19 protein-coding genes are annotated in these 21,302 nt (G+C 49.5%); 10 read left to right on the top strand and 9 right to left on the bottom strand.

The features are described from left to right. Positions 1 to 4 precede the first annotated feature (4 nt). A complete protein-coding gene (locus ACYQ27_RS10455; RefSeq protein ID WP_460041601.1) occupies positions 5 to 1,003 on the bottom strand; it encodes a hypothetical protein in 999 nt (332 codons plus the stop codon). A 115-nt stretch (positions 1,004 to 1,118) separates the two neighbouring features. Between ACYQ27_RS10455 and vapB the strand changes: the two genes are divergently transcribed. Together vapB and ACYQ27_RS10445 are read left to right on the top strand one after the other, a co-directional pair. Beyond that, positions 1,119 to 1,343: a type II toxin-antitoxin system VapB family antitoxin gene (gene vapB, locus ACYQ27_RS10450; RefSeq protein ID WP_460041600.1), complete on the top strand. Its 225-nt coding sequence runs from the start codon at positions 1,119 to 1,121 to the stop codon at positions 1,341 to 1,343. Beyond that, positions 1,330 to 1,722 carry a type II toxin-antitoxin system VapC family toxin gene (locus ACYQ27_RS10445; RefSeq protein ID WP_460041599.1) on the top strand — a complete coding sequence of 131 codons (393 nt, stop codon included), beginning with the start codon at positions 1,330 to 1,332 and terminating at the stop codon, positions 1,720 to 1,722. Before vapB ends, ACYQ27_RS10445 begins: the two co-directional genes overlap by 14 nt. On the opposite strand, the gene ACYQ27_RS10440 is transcribed toward ACYQ27_RS10445, so the two are convergent. Both ACYQ27_RS10440 and ACYQ27_RS10435 read right to left on the bottom strand, forming a co-directional pair. Then, entirely contained in the window at positions 1,715 to 2,422 is a 708-nt protein-coding gene (locus ACYQ27_RS10440; protein WP_460041598.1) for an HAD family hydrolase, read from the bottom strand. The two genes, ACYQ27_RS10445 and ACYQ27_RS10440, sit on opposite strands and share 8 nt — an antisense overlap. Next, a complete protein-coding gene (locus tag ACYQ27_RS10435) occupies positions 2,419 to 3,441 on the bottom strand; it encodes a DUF3226 domain-containing protein (RefSeq protein WP_460041597.1) in 1,023 nt (340 codons plus the stop codon). The genes ACYQ27_RS10440 and ACYQ27_RS10435 overlap by 4 nt, the downstream gene beginning before the upstream one ends. Positions 3,442 to 3,569: 128 nt before the next feature. On the opposite strand from ACYQ27_RS10435, the gene ACYQ27_RS10430 reads away from it, so the two are divergent. From ACYQ27_RS10430 to ACYQ27_RS10420, 3 genes are all read left to right on the top strand, one after another. Further along, complete coding sequence (locus ACYQ27_RS10430) at positions 3,570 to 5,033, top strand: S-layer protein (RefSeq protein ID WP_456453648.1); 1,464 nt, start codon at positions 3,570 to 3,572, stop codon at positions 5,031 to 5,033. A 351-nt stretch (positions 5,034 to 5,384) separates the two neighbouring features. Continuing rightward, positions 5,385 to 6,551, top strand: coding sequence for an MFS transporter (locus tag ACYQ27_RS10425; protein WP_460041596.1), 1,167 nt, complete (start codon positions 5,385 to 5,387; stop codon positions 6,549 to 6,551). A 51-nt stretch (positions 6,552 to 6,602) separates the two neighbouring features. Beyond that, complete coding sequence (locus ACYQ27_RS10420; RefSeq protein WP_460041869.1) at positions 6,603 to 8,828, top strand: S1 RNA-binding domain-containing protein; 2,226 nt, start codon at positions 6,603 to 6,605, stop codon at positions 8,826 to 8,828. A gap of 2 nt (positions 8,829 to 8,830) precedes the next feature. Here the strand turns inward: ACYQ27_RS10420 and ACYQ27_RS10415 are convergent, their stop codons facing one another. Beyond that, a complete protein-coding gene (locus ACYQ27_RS10415) occupies positions 8,831 to 15,160 on the bottom strand; it encodes a NosD domain-containing protein (RefSeq protein ID WP_456452962.1) in 6,330 nt (2,109 codons plus the stop codon). A 448-nt stretch (positions 15,161 to 15,608) separates the two neighbouring features. On the opposite strand from ACYQ27_RS10415, the gene ACYQ27_RS10410 reads away from it, so the two are divergent. Continuing rightward, positions 15,609 to 15,824, top strand: coding sequence for a hypothetical protein (locus tag ACYQ27_RS10410; protein ID WP_456394843.1), 216 nt, complete (start codon positions 15,609 to 15,611; stop codon positions 15,822 to 15,824). 61 nt (positions 15,825 to 15,885) lie between these two features. Here the strand turns inward: ACYQ27_RS10410 and ACYQ27_RS10405 are convergent, their stop codons facing one another. Genes ACYQ27_RS10405 through ACYQ27_RS10395 form a run of 3 tightly spaced genes read right to left on the bottom strand, consistent with a single transcriptional unit; the run spans position 15,886 to position 17,797 of the window. After that, entirely contained in the window at positions 15,886 to 17,064 is a 1,179-nt protein-coding gene (locus tag ACYQ27_RS10405; RefSeq protein WP_456394835.1) for an MFS transporter, read from the bottom strand. Positions 17,065 to 17,067: 3 nt separating this feature from the next. After that, positions 17,068 to 17,358 carry a PadR family transcriptional regulator gene (locus ACYQ27_RS10400; protein WP_460041868.1) on the bottom strand — a complete coding sequence of 97 codons (291 nt, stop codon included), beginning with the start codon at positions 17,356 to 17,358 and terminating at the stop codon, positions 17,068 to 17,070. Positions 17,359 to 17,410: 52 nt separating this feature from the next. Then, positions 17,411 to 17,797, bottom strand: a complete 387-nt coding sequence (locus tag ACYQ27_RS10395) for a PaaI family thioesterase (RefSeq protein WP_456453490.1) — start codon at positions 17,795 to 17,797, stop codon at positions 17,411 to 17,413. A gap of 98 nt (positions 17,798 to 17,895) precedes the next feature. Between ACYQ27_RS10395 and ACYQ27_RS10390 the strand changes: the two genes are divergently transcribed. The 3 genes from ACYQ27_RS10390 to ACYQ27_RS10380 are packed head-to-tail and all read left to right on the top strand — an operon-like array spanning position 17,896 to position 19,526. After that, the gene (locus tag ACYQ27_RS10390; RefSeq protein ID WP_460041867.1) at positions 17,896 to 18,534 is read left to right on the top strand and encodes a hypothetical protein; all 639 of its coding nucleotides are present in this window, start codon (positions 17,896 to 17,898) and stop codon (positions 18,532 to 18,534) included. Positions 18,535 to 18,570: 36 nt separating this feature from the next. Continuing rightward, the gene (locus ACYQ27_RS10385; protein WP_456453489.1) at positions 18,571 to 18,978 is read left to right on the top strand and encodes a DUF2240 family protein; all 408 of its coding nucleotides are present in this window, start codon (positions 18,571 to 18,573) and stop codon (positions 18,976 to 18,978) included. 2 nt (positions 18,979 to 18,980) lie between these two features. Further along, on the top strand, positions 18,981 to 19,526 hold the full coding sequence (locus ACYQ27_RS10380; protein WP_456394838.1) for a nicotinamidase: 546 nt from the start codon (positions 18,981 to 18,983) through the stop codon (positions 19,524 to 19,526). Here the strand turns inward: ACYQ27_RS10380 and ACYQ27_RS10375 are convergent. Next, entirely contained in the window at positions 19,498 to 20,499 is a 1,002-nt protein-coding gene (locus ACYQ27_RS10375; protein ID WP_456453488.1) for an AI-2E family transporter, read from the bottom strand. The two genes, ACYQ27_RS10380 and ACYQ27_RS10375, sit on opposite strands and share 29 nt — an antisense overlap. Before the next feature lie 51 nt (positions 20,500 to 20,550). Between ACYQ27_RS10375 and ACYQ27_RS10370 the strand changes: the two genes are divergently transcribed. Next, entirely contained in the window at positions 20,551 to 20,856 is a 306-nt protein-coding gene (locus ACYQ27_RS10370; RefSeq protein WP_456453487.1) for a hypothetical protein, read from the top strand. 23 nt (positions 20,857 to 20,879) lie between these two features. Here ACYQ27_RS10370 and ACYQ27_RS10365 read toward each other — a convergent pair whose 3' ends face one another. Then, positions 20,880 to 21,281, bottom strand: a complete 402-nt coding sequence (locus tag ACYQ27_RS10365; RefSeq protein WP_460041595.1) for a hypothetical protein — start codon at positions 21,279 to 21,281, stop codon at positions 20,880 to 20,882. Between the last annotated feature and the right edge of the window lie 21 nt (positions 21,282 to 21,302).

Below are 21,302 nucleotides of genomic sequence, written 5' to 3'. Positions count from 1 at the left end.
GAATTCATTTGGATGTTCTTAAATGAACCCAGTATTGATGTCTGCCTTTTTTCTTGATTTTGATTTCCCCAGAAGTGCAGTACTTTCTAAACTGGCATTCCCTAAATTTTGGACATGAAGAGGGAGCTGCATTAGTTCTGTAGCTACATCCATTTCTGGAGAGATGCCATAGGGGTCTGTCCAAGTCGAGAGATATAACATGCTTCCCGGAATTCCTGAGTAAGCTTGTGCTTTCCATCCAAGCCTTTGCTACCAAATCTCTGAAGTCATCTAATGTGCCTTCAAACTCTCCCTGTATAACTCCTAAATTTAATGTTGCTCGTGTTATATGGACATCCACGGGAATTGGGATGTTTTCTAGATTCTTTAGATTTATTTTTCCGTTATCCCTGAGCATTCTCAGCCACAGTGATCTGATTTTTTCACCGTTTAGGTTGGGATACTTTGTTTTATTCTTTTTGAGATGTTCTACAATTTTGAGAGCGTCGAATTCCATGCCCTTTAGAAGGTTCCGTGGGTCATCCTCCCATTCATTATGAATAGTTAATGCAATTGTGAGCCAAATGTTGGTATCTCTATTGGGTCTTAATGCCAGCTTATACTTTGTGAGGGCAGATTTTATTGTATTGACTTGTCCCAAGGGGATAGTAGCGAGTTGTTCTGGGAAGAATACAAACCGCGTTTCTGGGTCTTCAAACGTTTTTCTAGCACTTTCCCACAATGCATCTGCGTTTCTCATGTAATCAATGGCTACTGTGAGAGTCAAAAACAGAAGATGTTCTCTAGACCCTATCTCAACTCCTTGGGGAGGGTAATCTTCTGGCATTGCTTTATTTCCAAAAATACCTGTGGTGAGGTACATCTGGAGTAATCTCTCTGCAAGCAGTGCACCTCTTTGGGCATCTATAGTTACAGAGTTGAGGTTAGTAATCTCTGTGTTGCCCACAATATAGTCGGATTTATCTCTATAACTATACCCTCTCTGTTCAGGAATAAGATTCATTTTATCCCCCTGTTTGTTTACTCGCTTCGTGAATTTAAAGCTTCTAGTTTTCATGGGTCTATTACTCGAAACCCTTATATCCTCGCAATACAAACTGTATTTCGAGGTGTATTACATGGCCATCGTTACCGTTCGCGTTCCCGATGAGCTGAAGCTCAAGATGAAGGAGCTAAACATCAACTGGAGCGGGGAGATAAGGGAGTTCATAAGGAAGCGCATAGATGAGGAAGAGAGGAGACGGAAGATAGAAGAGGCTTTGGAGATACTCAGACGCACACCGGTTTCAGTTGAAAGGGGCTTTTCAGCAAAGAGCGTGAGGGAGGATCGTGATAGTCATTGATGCATCCGTGTTGGTTAAGGTTCTTCTTAAAGAGCCCGGCTGGGAGAGCGTGACCATTGATCCAGAAACAGCAACACTCGACTACGCGCTGGTCGAGGGGATGAACGCCATATGGAAGGCCGTTAAGCAGGGTAGAACTACGAACGAAGGAGCAAAGAATCTTATAACTGTTCTCAAACTTCTCGGTGATGGCATGCTGCTGTTTAGGGCTGAAAACTTCTTTGAAAGGGGGCTGGAAATAGCCCTGAGCGGGAATATCACAATCTATGACGCCCTATACATAGCCCTCGCTGAAGCCCTCAATGCAGAGTTCCTGACGGCGGACGAGAGGCAGTATTATGCGGCTCAAAATTACGTGAAAGCGGGACTTGTCAGGTAGCTTTTCCTTTCTCTATCCTCCCCAGCACCTCTAAAATCCCATCCACCGAGGGCACCTCAAAGCCCCGCCCGTGGATTTTTCTAACCTTTTCGGCCTCAGGGTTTATCCAGACCGCCCACATGCCGGTTCTCAGCGCTCCCTCAAAGTCCTCTGCGTAGGTATCGCCTATGTGGATTGCATCATTCGGAGAAACGCCAAAGACTTCGAGCGGTTTCTGGAACATCTCCGGCATCGGCTTGTAAGCCAAAACCTCATCGGCAAAGAAGCTCCTGTCTATGTAGTCCATAAGTCCAAAGCGTTCGAGCAGGAGACGAGTGTAGGAGCCGGGCCAGAACATTACGTTGCCCGTTACCGTGACCTTCAGGCCCTTTCTCTTCACGCCTTCAAGTGCCTCTTTCGCCCCGGGAAGGACTATCTCATCATCCACGTTAAGCGTGGCCCTCGCCGCCGCCCTTTTCACAATCTCGACGTCAACCCCCAGAATTTCTGCCAAAAGCTCCTGACTTTCCTCCAGCGCCCTTTCAGCCTTTCCCTGTCTGTTCTTCCTCATCCCCTTGATCTCCGCCCTTGCATTCGCCACTGCGAGGGCAACATCCGCCACGCACTGACCGGAGATTTTTGCTATGGCAACGGCAATCTCATCGAGCATGAGGTTTATGTCAAGGAGGGTGTTCCAGACGTCAAATGATACCAGCTTCACGGGATCACCTCCTGCATCACCTCGTATATGCCGCCCCTCCTCAGGATTTTTTCCATTTTCCAGCGCGGGGTTCTCATTATCGTCATCTCGTAGAACCCTTCAAGGTTTCCCCAGAACTTCTTTGCCGCCATTGCCAGGTAAATTACCTCCTTTGGTCTGAGCTTCCTTTTAAGGTCGATGCACAGAATGTTTATAGCCCGCTCAATCTTTTCCAGGGTTCCATCCGCCTGCAGCACCGCCAGCATAAAGTCCTCAACCGCAGGCTTCTGCCACTCTATGCATGGATTCAGCTCGATCTTTGCCCCGATCAGCAGGGGGATTACGGAGGTACCCCCAACAATAAATTTACCTCCTGACTTTTGATGGCTGAAGGAGGACAGCCTGCCGGTTATTGACTCCATCACCTGTTCTCTGCTCTCGTCTATGTCAATTGCCAGCCCTATCTTATCCACCCTGAACTCAAAGACCTCCATCGCCCTGAGGAAGTTCCCGAGGTTTCTGATTACGCCGGAGTTACCCTCGCTTGGGATTACCGCAATGTATGAGCCGTCTTTAACCACCAGCTCGTAGTTGTCCCTCTCAAAAAGGCGTTCTATGAGCTTTAGATTTCCGGGAACCCTTCTTCTTGCCTCCTTAAATCCAAAGACCTTCTTATACGCTGCTTTAAAAAACTTTGAATCCGTTTTCCCCTCAACAAAGAGAACCGAAACCCTTGAGGATTCTCCGGTTTTGCCCCCCCTCAGGTCGAAGTCCAGGTACTTCCGCAGGCCGTGGGCCTCACCGAACGTCAGGGATTTCCCGGTATCTGAATAGACCACTAGATTCTCCTCCCCTCTGAATGCGCCGAGAAGAAGGTCTATAAGCTCCAGGCTGGCCGTCACGATTATTTCGTCTCCTGTTAGGGAAGCCACGAAATCCTGCAGCTGCTCCCTGTTCTTTCCGTATTCTGGGAACAGAATCTTCCTGTGGTTGAATTCCTCCAGAACAGCCTCATATCTTGTGCCCGTTATTACGATCATGCCCGTTCACCGTGCTCAGGTCTGGCTTTCATCACCCATCAGCATTGGATTCACTCATCATCGCAGGGTATTTTTAACCGGGAAAAGTTATAAACCTTCGGGGGAAATTCTATAACTGGTGATTACATATGAGGAAAGGGATTGCAGTTTTAACTGCCCTGCTGTTTCTGGCCGCCACGCTTGGAATGGCACAGGGCTACAGCTTTAAGATCAACTCGGCGAATTCAGTGATAGTTCTCCCGACAACGAAGATAGTCAACGGCGTTCCGCTCCACATAGGGGAGGATGCAATCGCCGGCTCAAAGCTCGGGGCGTTTCTCGTTCTTCAGGGGATAACGGAGGGGTCATATGCCGTCAAGGTTACGGTGCCCGTTGAGTACCACAGCATTCTCATAGAGGATTACGGTCAGTATTACAAGCTCAATGCCATTGATATGCCCGATGTGGGTCTGAAGGTTGGCGACGAGCCCGTGGGACACAACATCGTGGTTGCGGTTAACTTCTCAAGGGTTTTCTATAACTCCACGGCAAAGAAGGCCCAGTTCGATGACAGGAGCATTGAGATAATTTTCAATGAGAACACCACGCCCCTGAATCTCGGTGGCAACAACAACAAAATCGTATCATCAACGGTCAACGGAAAGGACACCCTCTACATCTACAACTACACCTCTGGCAAGGGGATGAAAAAGATTGATGAAACCCTTGCCATCGGAATATGGAGGATAAAGTTCCAGGACATAGACACATCCGGGAACAACATGCTGGTTGAGATTTCAGGCCCGTACAAGAAGGACATCAAGCTCATGTATGAGGGCAGATATTACATCCTCTACCTCGATTCCAGCAACAACGAACACTATGAGGAGTACACCTCCGACCCCCAGACGGAGATTAACGACCTTCTGAAAGCGGGAGTCAAAAACATGCTCGTGTTCAGCCCAACCAACATATTCCAGGGACAGACCACTGACCAGGTCATATACAACTACACCTACTACAAAAAGCTCCGCACATATCAGGACGGCGAGATTTACACCGGGCAGTGGGTCTGGGATATAGACCCCGCAAACAATCTCTTCACGCTCTACCTGCATGTCAATGCCTCTGACAAGAAATTCCCCAAGGTTTTCCTCGGCAGCGGGGGCATGATTGATCTCCCGATCAGTGGAGGTCTCCATATAAGTGCGGTTTTTGAAAAGGACAGCAAGGGCAACATCATCGGTGTTAAGGGCTATAAGTTCATCCGCATGGACACCGTTCAGAAGACAGTTACCATAACCGCACCCAAGGTGGAGGTCACGGGCAACGTTAATGAGCTTATAATCAACGATACAGAACTGACAAAGCTGCCATCAAACAGGAATGTCATCATAGTGGGAGGATGGGTGAGCAACAAGGCTTGGAAGGTTCTCGAAAGTGCATACGGCAGCGAGCTGGTGACCGCCATCAAGAATGAGGTAAACAGCAAGGGATATGTTGTCAAGATACTCCGCAACCCGTACAACTCAAACTACAGGGTTATCATCCTCGCAGGAAAGACGCACGCTGAGACAGAGAAGGCCATTGAGGAGTTCATGAACGGCTTCTGATTTTCCGTTTCTTTTCTCTTTAAAAAGGGAGAAATGCTTTATTTAATCCCCTGATTTGAGCTTTAATCAGCCTTTTTGAATGATTTAAACACTGAGTAATAGAGGATTTCATTAATAAATTTTTTGGTTAGACTATCAAAATTTTCGGAATATGATGCGCCGCTGATTTGGAATGGAGGCACAAGGTCTTAACGTTTCGGGGTGTCTAAAAGTTAAAGTTTAAAGTTTAAGGTTTAAATTTAAAGTTGGAAGTTGGGACTGTTTCGTTTGATGACCACCTGAAGGCTAACCGCATAACTACGCCTTAACGTTTCGGCAGATTTATAAAATAAACCCCATGAATTTTTTCTCATGAGTCTGAAGGATTACAGGGGATTCAGCAGGGATGCAAAGCTTGTCGTTGCTTATTCATTCTTCGGGTGGCTTGGGGGCAATATAACATGGTTTATCCTGCCCTTCTACTTCAGAGCCCTGGGCATGGATTTCACGGATATCGGAACTTTATTCTCGATTTCAACGATAGTGCAGTCTCTCATCCTTCTGGTTTCGGGTCAGGTAAGTGTCAGGCTTGGCTACAAGAGAACGGTGCTCCTGGCGCTGTTTTTATATCTGGCTGCGAGAATGCTTCAGGTTTTCTATCCTGTGTTCTGGGTTCTGATTATAGCGTCTGTACTTCTTGGGATGGGGACGGCGATGGAATGGCCGGCATTAACCGCACTTTTAAGCGGAGAAACCACTGACGAAAAGAGGCACTACCTCTTCACGCTGAACAGTGCGCTTGGAACTGCGGGGGCTGCGTTTGGAATGATCCTCGGCGGAATCCTGCCAAAGCTCCTCGATGGTTCCTCCCCATATAAACACACGTTGCTGTTCGCAATCTCATTTCTGGTGGTTCAGATGATTCTGATGGTGCTGGTCTCGCCGGTTCTTGGAAGGAAGGAAAAGAGGCTCAGAGTTGGAAAGGGTCTGCTCGTTAAGATAGCCAAATTCTCCCTCCCCAACGTCCTCATAGGTCTCGGGGCGGGTGTCACCATACCCTATATGGGGCTCTGGTTCAACCTCCGCTTTGGAACCGGACTGGAGAGCATAGGCGGGTTGTTTGCCATCCAGCAGATGATGATGGCCTTCGGAATGTTCCTCATGCCCCTCATAGCGGACAGGATAGGGAGTGTTAAAACCGTCGTGGGATTTAACGGAAGTGCAACTGCCCTGATTGTTGCCCTGCCATTTGCTCCGGGCTTTTTAGTTGCCGCCCTGATTTATACACTCAGAACCATTCTGATGAATATTGTCAACCCGATATGGGACGCATTTGCCCTGAGGTTTTTCACCAAGGAGGAGAGGGCGACTTCAATAGCTTTAAGGAGCTTTGCATGGACCTCAACCTTTGGTATCGGGCAGTATCTGGGAGGCATGATATTCGACTACTCCCTTACGGTTCCATTTTTTATCACAGGGATTCTATACGGGCTGGCGGTTCTCGCAATATGGGTTCTGTTTGCTGGATATGAGGAGTGAGAATAAAAGGTTTTTAAGCTCCATCTCCACACTCGGTTGGGGGTGAGAAGTATGGTGGTTAAGGACTGTCCGACCTGCGGGGGAACCGGGAAAATAAAGGCCGGCGAGAAGGAATGCCCGGTCTGCAATGGTTGGGGCTACGTTCCCGCTGATTTCAAGCTTGATTCTCATCTAAAAGGCTATCGTAATCTGGATTATCTTGGGGTTGAGGATGAGGTTGATGAGATACCCTGTCCGGAGTGCCACGGCAAGGGTGTGGTTCCGGTTTACGACACCTGCCCAACGTGCGGGGGAACCGGCCGAGTTCTGGCCTGTGATATCTGCGGCAGGGTCAAGGAACCCTGGGAGCCCGGCATGGAAACAACGTGGGTCTGTTCAGACTGCATGAGGAAGTATAAGGTCGTCTACGTTCTCGATAATACCTGCGACGTTGAGGACATAGAGGTCGGAAACGTTTACAGGGGGACTATTGACAGGGTGGAGCGCTTCGGCGTCTTCGTCAGGTTAAACCCGCACGTTAGGGGTCTAATAAGGAGGAAGGACCTCCTTGGCGGCAGGGAGTACAAGCCCGGCGAAGAAATCCTCGTCCAGGTTCTCGATGTCAGGCCCGACAAGGGCGAGATAGACCTCATCGAGTCGGCCCTCAAGCACTACAAGGAAGTGGTCGTCAGGAAGGAGCTGCCGGTTACGCTCATCAAAGACCTCAGCAAGGACATGGCCGGTCAAACGGTCAGGCTTCGCGGCAGGGTTACCCAGATACAGGTCACCGGAGGGCCTACAGTCTTCACTATAACCGATGGAACTGGCATAACATGGGCGGCCGCCTTTGAAGCCCCTGGAGTTAGGGCCTATCCGAACATCAACGTCGGCGACATAGTCGAGATAATCGGCAAGGTGGCCTTCCACTCCGGCGAGATACAGATAGAAACCAGCGACATGGCGAGGCTCTGGGGGCCGGAGGCTGCCGAGGTCAAGAGACGCATAGAGGAAGAACTTGACAGGCGCGCCCAGCCTCAGGACGTGGGCTTCCTAGTGGAGAGCGAGGTTTTGGAGAAACTCAAGCCCAAGATAATGAAAGCTGCCTTCATGATACGCAGGGCGATATACGAGGGCAGGCCCATCCTCCTGAGGCACCACGCAGATGCCGACGGCTACACCTCCGGCCTGGCCCTTGAGTACGCGATAGTGCCTCTCATAGAGCAGGTTTCGCCGGATTCGGGAGCCAGGTGGAAGCTCTTCAAGAGGAGGCCGAGCAGGGCGCCCTTCTACGAGCTGGAGGATGTGCTCAAAGACATTATCTTCATGGTCGAGGATCACGAGAAGTTCGGCGACCCGCTTCCGCTCCTTGTCATCGTCGATAACGGCGGAACCAGTGAGGACATTCCCGCCTACAGGAGAATAAGGGCCTACGGCGTTCCGATAGTGGTCATAGACCACCACGATCCGAGGGAATGGGTGAGCGAGGACAGGGCAAAGGTGGACGACTACGTTGACGTCCACGTCAACCCCCACCACATAAAGCGCGGCTACTATGAACTTACAGCGGGAATGCTGGCAACGGAGGTGGCACGCTTTATCAACCCCGAAGTTGAGGACAGGATAAAGCACCTCCCCGCCATAGCCGGAACCGGCGACAGGAGCAAGGCCCCGGAGTTCTACGGGTACCTTGAGATAGCCAAGAAAGCGAAAGGGCTCGATGAGGAGGACCTCAAGAAGATAGCCGAGGTGATAGACCACGAGGCCTTCTACTGGAAGTTCATGGACGGGCACGGAGTCATAGACGAGATACTCCTCCTCACGGGCAACCTCCAGAGGCACCGCGAGCTCATCAACGCCATCTACCCGGAGGTCAAGGAGAAGCAGGAGAAGGCTTTGAAAGCTTCCCTGCCCCACGTCAAGAGCGTTGTGCTGCCCAACGGGATAAGGTTCAACACGATAGACATCGAGCTCTTCGCCCCGAAGTTCAGCTATCCGAGCCCCGGCAAGCTCTCCGGCCTGATACACGACCACTTCAAGGAGAAGTACGGCGAGGACGCGCCGATTCTAACTCTCGCCTATGGCCCGGACTTCGCAGTTGTGAGAGCCGCCGACGGAATGGCGGCTTACAATTTCGACCTGAACGAGATAATCCCGAAGCTTCAGGAGGCCCTGCCAAGCGCTGGAATTGAAGGCGGCGGCCACAGCTACGCGGGCTCGATAAAGTTCTTCGAGGGTATGCGGAAAGAGGTTTTGGAGGAGTTCGCCAAGCAGGTGCTAAAATTGAAAAAAGTGGGGTGATGCTACCCCTTTCCTCTCAGGCCCAGGCATGCGAGGAGAATAAGCAACAGCATTCCAGTTCCACATATCTTTCCTTCTTCAGGAGCTCCTGTTGGGATCTTCTCAGTTTCCTCTGGGCTGCTGGTCGTTGTTTCAGATGGGGATGTAAAGGTGGGTTTCTCCTCAGATTCGGGTTCTTTGGCTTTCACCGTAATCATCATCTTAGTTTCCGAGCTCAGTCCGTCCGAGTCAACAACTTTGAGCCGGACGATGTAGGTCCCTGCGTTCTGATATTTGTGGGTTGGATTTCTTTTCCTTGATATGTACCCGTCTCCGAAGTCCCACTCCCATGAGACTATTTCCCCGTCGGAATCTGAGGACATATCCATGAACCTAACTTCCGTGCCTACATTTGGATTTTCAGGGGAATGTGCAAATCTTGCCTTCGGTGGTGAAGCAAAGGAGAACCTCAGCACAGCGGGCTTGCTCATTTTTCCATCGTAGAGGACATAACCTTTAACCTCCGCCCCAGATTTTCCAGCATGAAAAGTTCCCTCAATTGTGACGTCTTCCTTTGGATTGAGAGTTACGTTCTTGATTATTTCTTTTCCTCCTGATGTTAGATGAACTTCACCCTTTACGGGCAGGTCTCCAGTGTTGATGACCCTCAAAACTGCGGTAAATTCCTTCCCGGGAGTGGGAGTTTCTGGGACGGTCAGAACATTCTCCACATGTCTGATGCCAAGCTGGAAGTGCAGGAGCTTTCTGTCGAGCAGGTTGCCATCCATATCATTAGCAAGAAGTTCAACGTAGTAGTTCCCTGCTCTCAGGTTTTCCGTTGAAAACTCAAATGAGAATCGTCCTACTCCAGTGAGGTCATTAAGGAGGATGGGCTTGAGTCCTCTAACCGCTTTTCCGTTGGCTCCATTCCTGAGGACAGCTGTCAGAACAACGTCAGCCTTTTCTCCTTCGCTGGTTACTATCCCCGCTACCCTGACCCGTTCTCCAATATGATAACCACTTTTATCGAGCCTCGCCCTCGATATTTCGACGCTTGTTTTCACGTAACTTATGCTGAACTTATGGCGTCCATAAACGACTGCCTTCTTCGTGAGGTTGTTGTATTCCACCGGGAAGATCCTTATGAAGAGTGTGCTGCTTCCGTCGAAGTTCTCGATAACCCGCCACTGGTAGGGTATGAAGGTGAAGTTGACCACAGTCCAGTTCTCCTTTTCTTCACCTAGTTTCCCTACCCTGAATGGGACCATTTCTATGTCCAGAGTCTCCAGAACTTCCCTTTCTGTGAGTTCGACGTTTTGGACGCGCGTACCCTTCGGAATCCGGATACTGTATGTGTAGTACGGAATGGGAGATTGTCCCGGCAAGAGAAGAACGCCTCCGTCTTCGAGTTCTATAAGAGAACCCTCGTCGGTTTTTTGAATGCTGTAAGTTGGAGTATCCAGTTCGAGGCTCTGCGGGGTTCCTTCCGGCTCCCCCGATGGCGTGCCAATCCCAAGACCAAGCTTAGGATCGCCGTAGAGGTGCATGGAGATGACCCACAGCATATCCATATCGTCCTCGAGCTCCCAGGCCATACCTATCCCCATGTCTCTCTTGAGCTTCCTGAGCGCCTCCCCAATGGACATTCCTGATTCCCAGCGGTTGTAGAGCCTCTTTGCCCTTGCCGTCCATGGGGCGGAGTACGTGCTTTCTGTCGACCCGAGATATACTACAGCCCCCGCCTGCAAGAAGGCTTCCGCCATGCTCTTTCCCTTCGTGTAATCCCCCGTCAGACAGGATTCGGCATAGACGAGGGGGCATGTGTTTCCAAAGGGATTCCTCCTGCTGCTCACATCGCTCGCGTATATATCATCGATAACATTGGTGTTCCCGTGGCCCTCAAGGTGGATTATGTCCTTTTCGGGGGTGTTGTTAAAGAACGCCTCAACTGCCAGTCTTCTGCCGTTCACAACTATTCTGTCCCCCTCTTTCACGTCCGGATAGTCCGTGGTGTAGATAATGGTCACCTCTGTACCCTGTTTCTCCAAGGCCCTTTTGACAGACCTGCTGCGTTCTCCAAAATCTTGGTCAGCACAGCCTCCACCTCTGCACTCAGACCATCCGGAAAGTATAAGTGCGTGGGAGCGGTCAAAGGAACATTCTCCCCTCAAGTGTCTTATAGCATTCCTTACAGCTATCTCAAGGTCACTCGCTGTGTCCCCAACTATCCTTCCAACCATGAGCTCTGGATCAAGGACATCACCTTCAGTGTTTGCATACGGGAGGTCTGTCACTCTGACATGCATGACATCTCCTCCCTCCAGCCACAGGGGATCAAAGCTCATCTGTTGGGCAGGGACTATTTCTGTCTCTCCAACAATGAGGAGATATCCTTTAGAGAGCCAGCCGGGCTTCATCATCTGGCCCCAGCGCTTTATCAGCGTTGTTGAGAAAACGCTACCTTCCTTGAGCTCATTCCAGGTGAGGAACTCAAAGTTCTCGCCGTTGATCACTACAACCTCATCTTCAGAGCCTCCTATGATGTCTTCAAGCATTGCTTTGCCGGAATAGAAAAATAGGTGAGTCTCTCTAAGCCCATTGGTGTCGTACAATTCCACGGTGCCGGTGCCTTTCTTGAAGACCACCAGCTCCCCGATGCTGTCCCCATCCACATCTCCCCAGTCGACATCGTCTCCCTGCTGGTAGGATGTCTGGACGCTCCCGAGAAGGTTAATTTCCCCTCCTACAGTGAGCTCGTAGAACTCCAGCGTGCCGTTTGGCCTTAGGATTATTACCTCTTCTGGTTCTCCAGGATAAGCCTCGCCCATAAAGAGAATGCTGTCTCCCGGAATGGGTAGGGGATGTATGGTCCACCCCATTCCACCTGAAACCGGGTTGTAGCCAAATTCCATAATGCCACCATTCGTGGGATACAGGCACACCGGATAGTCGTACTCCTCCAGAACGCCCGCATATGGAAAACCGCAGTCGAGACCTTTTTCTACAGGCGGTATGCCAGAGAGCTCGAACTCCTTTACGTACTCCTCCCGTGGATTCCCTCTTTTATCTGTAATCGTATTCCTTCCATAGATGGCTACCGTCCTGTTTTCAAAGACTAAAATGACTTCATCCTTGCCATCTTTATCGAAATCCACGAGCGCCATGCTCTTTGCTGGCCCAATATTTAGTAGTGAGGGTCCGAACTTCTGGATGGGCTCATAAGTCCTCATTCCGTACGTAATGTTGAAAGGACTACCGTCCCTAACTATCTTGGCATAGTAAGCCACAACTTCCCTACTTCCATCGCCATTCGTGTCTCCTGTGGAAACGAGACGGGGATTTCGGTCTCTCATCCTTATCGATCCGCTGAAATCCACGTATCCAATGATGCCATTCCTGTACACCGCGAGCTCCGCCATTACTGATAGCAGGTTGTGAACGCTTTCTTTGTTGTTCAGGACATATAGGTTTGAGGGGTCAGTAACGATCAGGTAGTCACTCTCCCTAATTGCGTTTCTCCGTGCCTCTGCTATATCCTCAACTCTCCAGACTCCGTTCTCAAGCACCATGGCGTAATATCCTCTGTAGAATCGTTTCATGCTGGACTCGGTCTCGACGGTTATTCCTCCGCATCCCATACACACATATATTGGATGGGGATACATGACAGGAACCGCAAGATAGCTCACCTCAAGACGTTCTCCGGGTTGGAGGGTTACCGAATCGAAGTCTAAGTAAACCGTAGCTACTTCCGTTTCAGAGTCAAAAAGTGATTCCATGTTGTAATTACTGCCGTCGCTCTCAACGGGCTGGAATCCCTTGAGGCGTTGCGTTATCCGTTTCAGATCGATTGGAACATCCCCTGTGTTATGAACCCTGAGGGTAACGTTGAAGTAATTTCCATGGCGCACTGTCCTTATGTCGAGAGAGTAGTCCTCTTCCATCTCCTGCACTTCTACTGTGATAGCCCTTGAAAAATGAACATTACCATCTGTCGAGTTCGCCACGGCCGCTATGAGGTAGAGACCCACAGGCAGGCCACTCATGTCCCATGTGTATGTGAAGCTTAGCTCATCGTCAGTTCTTGGCCTAAATGTCTCGGAAACATTGTAGTCCCCGGGGCCCCAGATGTAAAGGGTGACCTCTCCGATGGCGTGAGGGATAAGCTCTGAGGGGTTGTTCATGCACGCCAACTGTCCCAGCTCGGAGCTTAGGCAGTCCCGTATCCCGAGTTCGTACTCGGCGGCATACACTTCTATGTCCAACGTGGTTCCTGAGGGTACTCCATCCTGTCCGGCCTTTAGTGAGTAATGGTCTGGAGGTGAAGTTATCTCCACATTCACGCTGTGAACCTCATACTCTGGTCTCCAAAGTTCGGAGCCTATCTCACAGACACCGGTCATGTCGCACACCTTTACGGTTATTTCATGGTCACGGAAGAAGCTTGAGCCACTCATACCAAAAGCTGAGGGGTTGAAGCTGATCCCTGCAAGCCCTGTCGGCCGGTAGTGCACTCCGACGAGTTCTCCATCCACGTAAAACTCGACCCGCGAGATACCGCTCTCGTCACTTACAGGAACCTTAATTTCATAGTAGTTGCCCGAGCCTGTTATACTCATCTTTCCGAGCTTTGGTTTGCTACCATCAGGTAGGGATTTGGTTTCGAAGAACATCTCTCTACTGCTGGCAGTGTTGTTACTCCTGTCTGTGACAGTAACAATATAGCGATACAGGGTTGAAGGTTTAAGCCCCTTTATCTTGAGGTGGTGTTTCATAGATAAAACGCCGTCTTCTACTGTTTCTTCAAAGTCCATGCTGTCACTCCCGTATTTGATCTTTACTCTTGTTGGCTCGTTTGTAATTACCATAACTTCAGCATAATCCCCACCAATGTCCTTTAGGCTTATGTTCCGTATCCTCGGTGCCTTTTCGTCACATTTCCACTTTTCCTCCCTGATATTGTTATCTTCCTCAAGTTCCTTAACATCGTTCCTTGAATCGGCCCATATCCCTATCGTAAACGTCAGCCATGGACATTCCGAAAGTTCAAAGCTGCTCTCTTTCCTCTCTCCAGGTTTTAGCCTCTCAAAGAACGCTTCCTTCACTGGCTCTCCGTTTATCATCAGAGCCACTCTGAACTTCCCTGATGCCTCGTCTCCGGAGTTTATTACTTGGAAGTACACTCGGCTACCTTCTCTCCAGATATCAGTTACCCTTAAATCAGGACCGCTGGCAGGCTTTGGAAGAACCAAGGGAAGCCAGTCTCCATTCTTCAGGTTTCCTCCGGATGTGTGAGGCACCTTCGTATCACCAATACCATCTTCATCGGTGTCTTTGCCGTAATAGTCGCTCCAGTAGTTGCCTCCTATGTAATACCCTCCAACTATGTTTCTTCCACTCTTTTTGGTGGTGTTCCAGTAATTTTTACCTAGATCGATAGCGTTCTGGACGTTGGAGAGGTAGTTGTTGTAGAAGAGGTTCCCGAAGGTGTCCGCGGAGTATATCCCCACGCTGTTGTTTGTTATCACATTGCCACGGACGATGTTTCGGTCGCCGAATACGGATATTCCCATCTCGCCCCCTGTTATTGTGTTGTTCTCTATCCAGTTGTCCTCACTGGATTGGATCACAACACCATCGCCGCCTCCGGCAATTTTGTTCTCGGCTATGAGGTTGTCATTTGAGGAGTCCTTGAGATGAATTCCTGCATAGAGGGGTTTGGTTATTGTGTTGTTGAGAATAATGCTTTTAACAGTCGAACTGAGGAATACTCCCCGCTCAGGCCTCTGGATAGTATTGAATGATACCTCAACTCCAGAGGTCTGATACACCATGACAGGAACGGCGACACTCTCAAAATAGTTCTCTGAGACCACGTGTTTAGCACCTTTATCTCCTATGTAAATGCCGCCGTAGCTCGAAACGATTCTGGTTCCTAATACCTTACAGCCTTTGGTTCCGCTCTCTATTACGACCGCGTACATTCCTGTTTTTTTGACTCCGGTTATTGTCAGGGCCTTTATGACTGCCCCGCTAACTTTTATCCTGAAGACAGGCATTCCAGGTTCTGGGGTTTCTACAATAACATCTTTCGGATTCCCAGATGCTGAACGAATAACAACGGCTTTTTCTACTGTGACGCTCTCAACGTACTTTCCGCTGTCAAGGAGTATGACGTGTCCGGGTTTTGTATCTGGGTCGCTTATCGCATCATTTATGCTGGAGAATATCTCGCCGGTGTTTAGGTTCCTTACGACTGGAAGGGCACCTGCACTGGTATGGTTAGGGACATTTAGGATGGACGCCAAAAGAAGCAGCAAAAGGAGAGTTGGAAAAATCCTCCATCGCCTCATCTCCCTTCCTCCCTTGGGGGATGTTTTAATTCAATAAAACCGATTTAATAAACTAAATTCATTCTGGTAAAGAAGCCCCTGAGACCTTAAAGTATCTCAACAAAATATCTCAAGGACTTCCTTTACATAATACACACTTTTTGTATAAATATCTTTTGATATATTCCATATCAATTTGACAAAATTTGTTAGAACTTTTGGAATTCTGCTATTGCATCAACCTTTTAAGATGTTTTAAAGTATCAAGGGGGGAATATTGATTAGAGTGAGTTTGAGGTTACCTTTAGTTTTTACTGCGGTCATCGCTGGTAAGATACGAGCGGAGATCCTGTCGTGATCGTCGAGCTGAGAATGAAGAAAGACTGGGTGATCTTTGGGGCAAGGGGATTGAAATGGTAGAACCTTTAGGTTTTTATAGTTCCCCATCCAACTTTCTGCGGTGATGGGCATGTATCTCGCTGAATTCAAACTCAGGTATGGGAATATGAAGTGGTATGTCAGGAGAATTGTTGAAGCTTCTTCCCTTGAGGAAGCCGGGGAACTGGCAAAACAGTATGCTGAGGCCATGAACAAAGGGGAAGTTTCATGGGAAGTTAGTTATGTTATAGAGGCGGAGCGGCCTCTTATCATCGGCAGGGAGGAGCTTGAAAAGCTCCGCGCATGACCTTCATATTTTATAATCTTTATATCGGAAAATCGGAAATTTTAAGTTTAAAAAGGAAAGCTCACTCCCTCACGAGCGTCATCAGGACCATTGCTGTGGCGCTCATGGCCGCTGCATAGAGGAACGCATAGTTTATGCTGTATGCCTGCCACAGCCATCCCGCTATGAGGGATGCGGGAAATACAAAAACCCCGAAAACCGTGTGGTATGCCCCTATCACCGTTCCCTTCTCGAATTCCCTTGCGAGGTCGGCCATGTATGCCCTCGGGACTGTGTCCTCTATTGCGATGTATAATCCGTAGAGGATGAATGCTGCCATGAGTGTTGCCAGATTCCGGGCATAGGCGAATGTTAAAGCCGCAAGCGTCGCCACACCGAAGCCAATGGTTATCATCCTCTTCTTTCCAAATCTGTCCGAATACAGGCCGAAGGGATACGCCGAGAGGGCATAGATAGCATTGAAAAGGGCATAGAAGCCTATGCTCTGGACAATTGAGTAGCCGAGGGACTGGGCCTTCCATATTGTGAATGCATAGCTGTATCTTCCCAGGGCTCCAATAGCAATTACGAGAAGGAAAAGCCTCAGGTTTCTGTCCTTCAGGGCCGAGATGCCCCTGATCTTTTTCTTCACATTGGTTCCTCTGTCCCTCACGAAGAGCACTATGACGAAGAGCGAGAGAACGCCCGGAAGCGCCGAGAGGAGGAATATATACCTGTATATGCTTTTTGAGGGGAGATTTTTGAGGAGCTCCAGAAGTCCTATGGCGACCAGAGGGCCCGCAACGGCACCGAGGGTATCCATCATCCGGTGGAAGCCGAAGGACTTTCCGGTTTTTCCCCTCTCGCTTGACTCGGCTATCAGCGCATCTCTCGGTGCGGTTCTTATACCTTTTCCTATCCTGTCCAGAACCCTCAGACCTAGGAAATCCCACCAGAAACGGGTGAATGCCAGACCAGCCTTTGACACCGTTGAGAGGGCATATCCGATCAGGACAAAGGCTTTTCTTCTCCTGAACCTGTCGCTTATGTATCCAAAGGCGACCTTAAACAGGGAGCTCAGGCTCTCTATTGCTCCCATTATTGAACCGCTCAGAAGCTTTCCAGTGCCGAGGACATCCCTCAGATAACCCGGCATGACCGGCATTATCATCTCGCTGCTCATATCATTCAAAAAGCTAACTACTCCAAGGAGAAAAACGTTCCAGCTTATTCCGAGAATTTTACGTTCCCTTTCTTCCACCACTCATCCCTCCAGGAGTTCCCTGCAGAGCTCCTCAACCCTTCTCCTTCCATCCTCCAGCGCGATTCTCCCCTTTTCGGTTATCTCATAAATCCTGACCCGTTTTCCATTCCTCACTTCCTGCCTGCTTTTCAGCAGCCCTTTTTCCTCCATCTCATGCAGGAGGGGATATATCGTGCCGGGGCTTATTCTGTATCCGTGGTTTCTGAGCTCTTTCATCATAAACGCCCCTGTTACAGGGCCCTTCTCCGCATGGTGGAGTGTGTGGAGCATCAGGAATTCGTGATATTTCATATCGAACACCGATATCGGGATGCGATATCATGCTATAAAAAAGTTGCGGAAATCATTCAAGGACATGCCTCTCCAGCACATAGCAGTGGAACGTTCCGTCAAAGACCTTCTCATCTCTCTCGTTGAAGACCTCGGCCTTCACGAGCTTCTTCTTTCCGAGGTCTTCGGTTACTTCGGCCCTTGCGATTAGCTTCTCTCCGGCCTTCACGGGCTTCAGGAATTTCACCTCGGCCTTTCCTAAAACAACCGTTGGCTCATTCACTGCCAGCATTGCCGCATAATCCGCCAGCCCGAAGGTAAAACCACCGTGCACAAGTCCGTATTCATCAACTGCCATCTCCTCTGTAGTTAAAAGCTCGACCTCTGCTTTGCCATCCTCAATCTTCGCGGGTTCTCCGACGAGTCTCCTGGATGCTAATACATGCGTCCTCTGCTCCATAATACACCACCGGGAATAAATATGTCCGCGGGGGATATAAACATTTACATTATGGTAAAACTTTTAAACCTTCTTTCAAACTTCCAGTGGTGAGAGGCATGGTGTATTTTGAACACACTCCGGATTACGGTGCTTACCTCCTCATGCTGTTCCTGTATTACGTTGGAGCGATTGCCCTGATACTCTACGGAGCATACATCAACAGGAAGTTTCTGATGAAGAAGAGATTCGTGTGGGTCGACATGAAGCCCGGCGTGGTGCCGTTTTTGAAGAAGTTTCTTCCGTGGCTCCTGATAGGCCTCATGATATGGTCATTTGCAACATTCAAGCTCACCGACTACTATCTCTCCTCATATTCATTCACATTCAGCGGCACACACCTCACGGGGGGCGGTGTTGTTGATGACTTTGCAGGCAACACAAAATACACCTTTGATATTGACGGACTCAAGCGGTTTGGTGTCCCCAAATTCGGGCTGCTGAAGGGCTACAAGCTTGAGGCATCTGAGAGGGAGGGACTGCTGATAAAGAACGTCGACCAGACTGTCGTCATTCAGGGTTATCCCTTCCTGCCGGTTGTGAAGCTTTATATCTACGATATGAAGGGCAACAGGGTGGTGGGTGTGCACACTGCATACATGTACTTCCCGCGGTCACCCTCGGACAGGCTCAGGCAGATATTTGACTTCCCCTTTGCCCTGTTCTACTGGAGCGAGGGAGGAGGGCCTGGAGCTTAGTAAAGCTTTTTTATTTCCTTTGCCTAATTTTATGTGGTGAGCTTGGTGAAATCCCTGAGAAATGCGATTCTCTACAAGGGCTCGAATGAGTTCAACAAACAGGAGCTGATAGGCATACTCGTTTTCACCCTCAAGCTTATGGATGTTAAATCAGCGAAGGAGCTCATTGAGAGGGGACTCAAAAGCGGGGTGATTGAGGAAAGAAATGGAGTTCTGGTTATTAACGAGGAGCTTCTTGAGGGTGAGGAAAAAAGGGAATGCCTGAGGGATGAAATGGCCTCATATATAGCCAGAGTGCTCGGGTGGAGTGCGGAGGATGTCCTTGAGGAGGCGGGAAAACTGAGGGAGCGTTATGGGGAGCTTGATGAAAAAATACTTGTTTATCTGTTTGGCATGGATAAGGGGATTGATATGTCCCGATTCAAGGACAGACTGGAGGTGTGAATATGGAGGCGCTGATAGTTGTTGACATGCAGAGGGATTTTATGCCTGGGGGGGCTTTACCTGTCCCTGAGGGGGACAGTGTAATCCCAAAATGCAATGAGTACATCAGGAGGTTTGAGGAGAGGGGCGCACTTGTGGTGGCCACGAGGGACTGGCATCCGGAGAACCACGTTAGCTTCAGGGAGCAGGGCGGCCCGTGGCCAAAACACTGCGTTCAGGGGACGAGAGGAGCGGAGTTTGTCGTTGAACTGCCTGCAGATGCCGTGATAATCTCAAAGGCCACCGAACCGGATAAGGAGGCATACTCCGGCTTCGAAGGAACGGAGCTGGCGGAGCTGCTTAAAAAACGCGGAGTTAAGCGGGTCTACATCTGCGGGGTTGCAACCGAATACTGTGTGAGGGCCACGGCTCTTGATGCCGTAAAACACGGTTTTGAGGTTTACCTGCTTCTTGATGCAGTTAAGGGGATAAATCCTGAGGATGAAGAGAAAGCTTTAAGGGAGCTTGAGGGGAGGGGTGTTAAACTGCTGAAGTCCGGGCTTTTGTGATTTCCTTCCACTCCCTCAACAACGTTAGCGTAACGTTCAGGACAATCGGGCCAATCAGTACTCCCTTCACCCCAAATGCCCAGATGCCGCCAACCATTCCGAGGAACACTATTGTTTCATCGAGCTTGGCTTCCTTTGCCACGAGAACAGGTCTTATAGTATAATCGGGCAGGGGAGAAACCAGAACAGCCCCATAGATGGAGATGCCGATGGCCTTCCAGAGAGCACCCATTTTGTAAAAGTATATAGCCGCCCCGACCCAAAACATCCAGCCTTCGAGGAGGGGCACGAAACTGAATATGATTGTCAGAAGCCCTGCTATGATTGCGGTGTAGATATCAGAGACCCCAAAAATCAGAAACCCGAGGGTCATTAAAAAGCCCTTGGCTATATTCAGAAAAAGCCACGCCCTTATCAATGCGTGGAGCGTTATGTCGACACTGCTGATTATCTTTTCACCGAGCTCTGCATGCTTCCGCGGAAAGAGGGACTCTATCTGCCTTCTGATCTCGCGGGAATAAAGCAGGGAGTAGTATAAAACGAAGAAGAACACCACGAGCTGCAGGAGGTAGGAGGGGAGGGAAAAAGCCTGGGCCGAAATGTATTTTGAGATGTTCGGGCCAAGCTGGTTAAAAAAGCTGTTTACCACCCGGGATATCCCCATGGGAAAGGGGAAACCTCTGGCCCATTCCGCAAGTGCGGCAAAATCTCCGTAGAATGAGGTGACCAGCTTTCCGAAGATAAGCACCAGCTCCACTGTCAGGAGTGCCCCCAGCATGAGCAGAATGGATGTTATAAGCAGCGCGGAATTTTTGTGCCCTCTTTTCTGCGAAAGCTTCCTGTGGAGTGGATACACGGCATATGCTGTGATAATGCCAAAAAAGATGGATGTTACTAAAGGCTCAACGACTTTCCAGCTTGTATACAGCACAAGTCCGATGAATGCTGTCCATGCTATGGTCTCGGGCTTCATACGACAGACTTATTAACTCCTTGTTTTATAAAATATGCGAAGTGATCCCCCATGGAGAATGAACTCATTGAGAGGATAAGGGAGTATATAAATGCCGGAGACAGATTATCTGAGGAGAACAAAAGCAGACTGGCATTTAAATCCTATATGGAGGCGCTCTATGCCATCAGCGTTTATCTTGTGTACAGGGACCTGGGGATGCTCCTGCCTGCGGGGGCGGCTGTTGGAGTGCTGAGGAGCAGGTATCCTGACATATACAGCATCATCGAAAAGCATGCCGCGGTTCAGGATGAGATTCCTCCCGAAGCCCTCAGGGCACTGAGAGCTGACTTGGAAAAGATATATTCTATGATTTGAGGGGTTTATTCAATGGAGGGCTTTTATAACCCCTCACCCTCGGAGATTGTGCGTTTGATGGTGTTTGCAAATCCCCTGCCTGCCAGCAGAACAACCTCCGCACTCCCATTGAGCGAGCCATGCGGTTCGATTTCCATTACTATTCTTCCTGATCTGTATTCGACGCTGGTCTTCGAGAGGGCGGCTTTCAGCCTGCATGCCCGGGTTTTGCCATTTCCTGTCCAGAATGCCACGAATTCAAGGCTTCCATCTCGGTAAAAGATGTCAATTAAGGGCATGGACTTCCCGGAGGGCGTCATGAGGTGTTTTCCATTCCCGTTTGATATGGAAATCTCCCCTCTTGCAGTTCCGAGGTAAAGGGCGCTGGACAGGTCATCAATATACGCACCCAAAGCTTCATATAATACCTTCCTTGAGCTGTTCATGCAATCACCTGAATATAATCG

The organism is Thermococcus atlanticus (genome assembly GCF_054657855.1).
Note: the sequence above shows the minus strand (reverse complement) of the source record. Positions and strands in the feature narration are given on the sequence as shown.

Excerpts from the sequence above, each read along its gene's own strand:
- ACYQ27_RS10455 (WP_460041601.1), bottom strand. The coding sequence starts at position 1,003 with ATGAATCTTATTCCTGAACAGAGAGGGTATAGTTATAGAGATAAATCC.
- vapB (WP_460041600.1), top strand. The coding sequence starts at position 1,119 with ATGGCCATCGTTACCGTTCGCGTTCCCGATGAGCTGAAGCTCAAGATG.
- ACYQ27_RS10435 (WP_460041597.1), bottom strand. The coding sequence starts at position 3,441 with ATGATCGTAATAACGGGCACAAGATATGAGGCTGTTCTGGAGGAATTC.
- ACYQ27_RS10430 (WP_456453648.1), top strand. The coding sequence starts at position 3,570 with ATGAGGAAAGGGATTGCAGTTTTAACTGCCCTGCTGTTTCTGGCCGCC.
- ACYQ27_RS10425 (WP_460041596.1), top strand. The coding sequence starts at position 5,385 with ATGAGTCTGAAGGATTACAGGGGATTCAGCAGGGATGCAAAGCTTGTC.
- ACYQ27_RS10420 (WP_460041869.1), top strand. The coding sequence starts at position 6,603 with ATGGTGGTTAAGGACTGTCCGACCTGCGGGGGAACCGGGAAAATAAAG.
- ACYQ27_RS10415 (WP_456452962.1), bottom strand. The coding sequence starts at position 15,160 with ATGAGGCGATGGAGGATTTTTCCAACTCTCCTTTTGCTGCTTCTTTTG.
- ACYQ27_RS10410 (WP_456394843.1), top strand. The coding sequence starts at position 15,609 with ATGTATCTCGCTGAATTCAAACTCAGGTATGGGAATATGAAGTGGTAT.
- ACYQ27_RS10400 (WP_460041868.1), bottom strand. The coding sequence starts at position 17,358 with ATGAAATATCACGAATTCCTGATGCTCCACACACTCCACCATGCGGAG.
- ACYQ27_RS10395 (WP_456453490.1), bottom strand. The coding sequence starts at position 17,797 with ATGGAGCAGAGGACGCATGTATTAGCATCCAGGAGACTCGTCGGAGAA.
- ACYQ27_RS10390 (WP_460041867.1), top strand. The coding sequence starts at position 17,896 with ATGGTGTATTTTGAACACACTCCGGATTACGGTGCTTACCTCCTCATG.
- ACYQ27_RS10380 (WP_456394838.1), top strand. The coding sequence starts at position 18,981 with ATGGAGGCGCTGATAGTTGTTGACATGCAGAGGGATTTTATGCCTGGG.
- ACYQ27_RS10375 (WP_456453488.1), bottom strand. The coding sequence starts at position 20,499 with ATGAAGCCCGAGACCATAGCATGGACAGCATTCATCGGACTTGTGCTG.
- ACYQ27_RS10370 (WP_456453487.1), top strand. The coding sequence starts at position 20,551 with ATGGAGAATGAACTCATTGAGAGGATAAGGGAGTATATAAATGCCGGA.
- ACYQ27_RS10365 (WP_460041595.1), bottom strand. The coding sequence starts at position 21,281 with ATGAACAGCTCAAGGAAGGTATTATATGAAGCTTTGGGTGCGTATATT.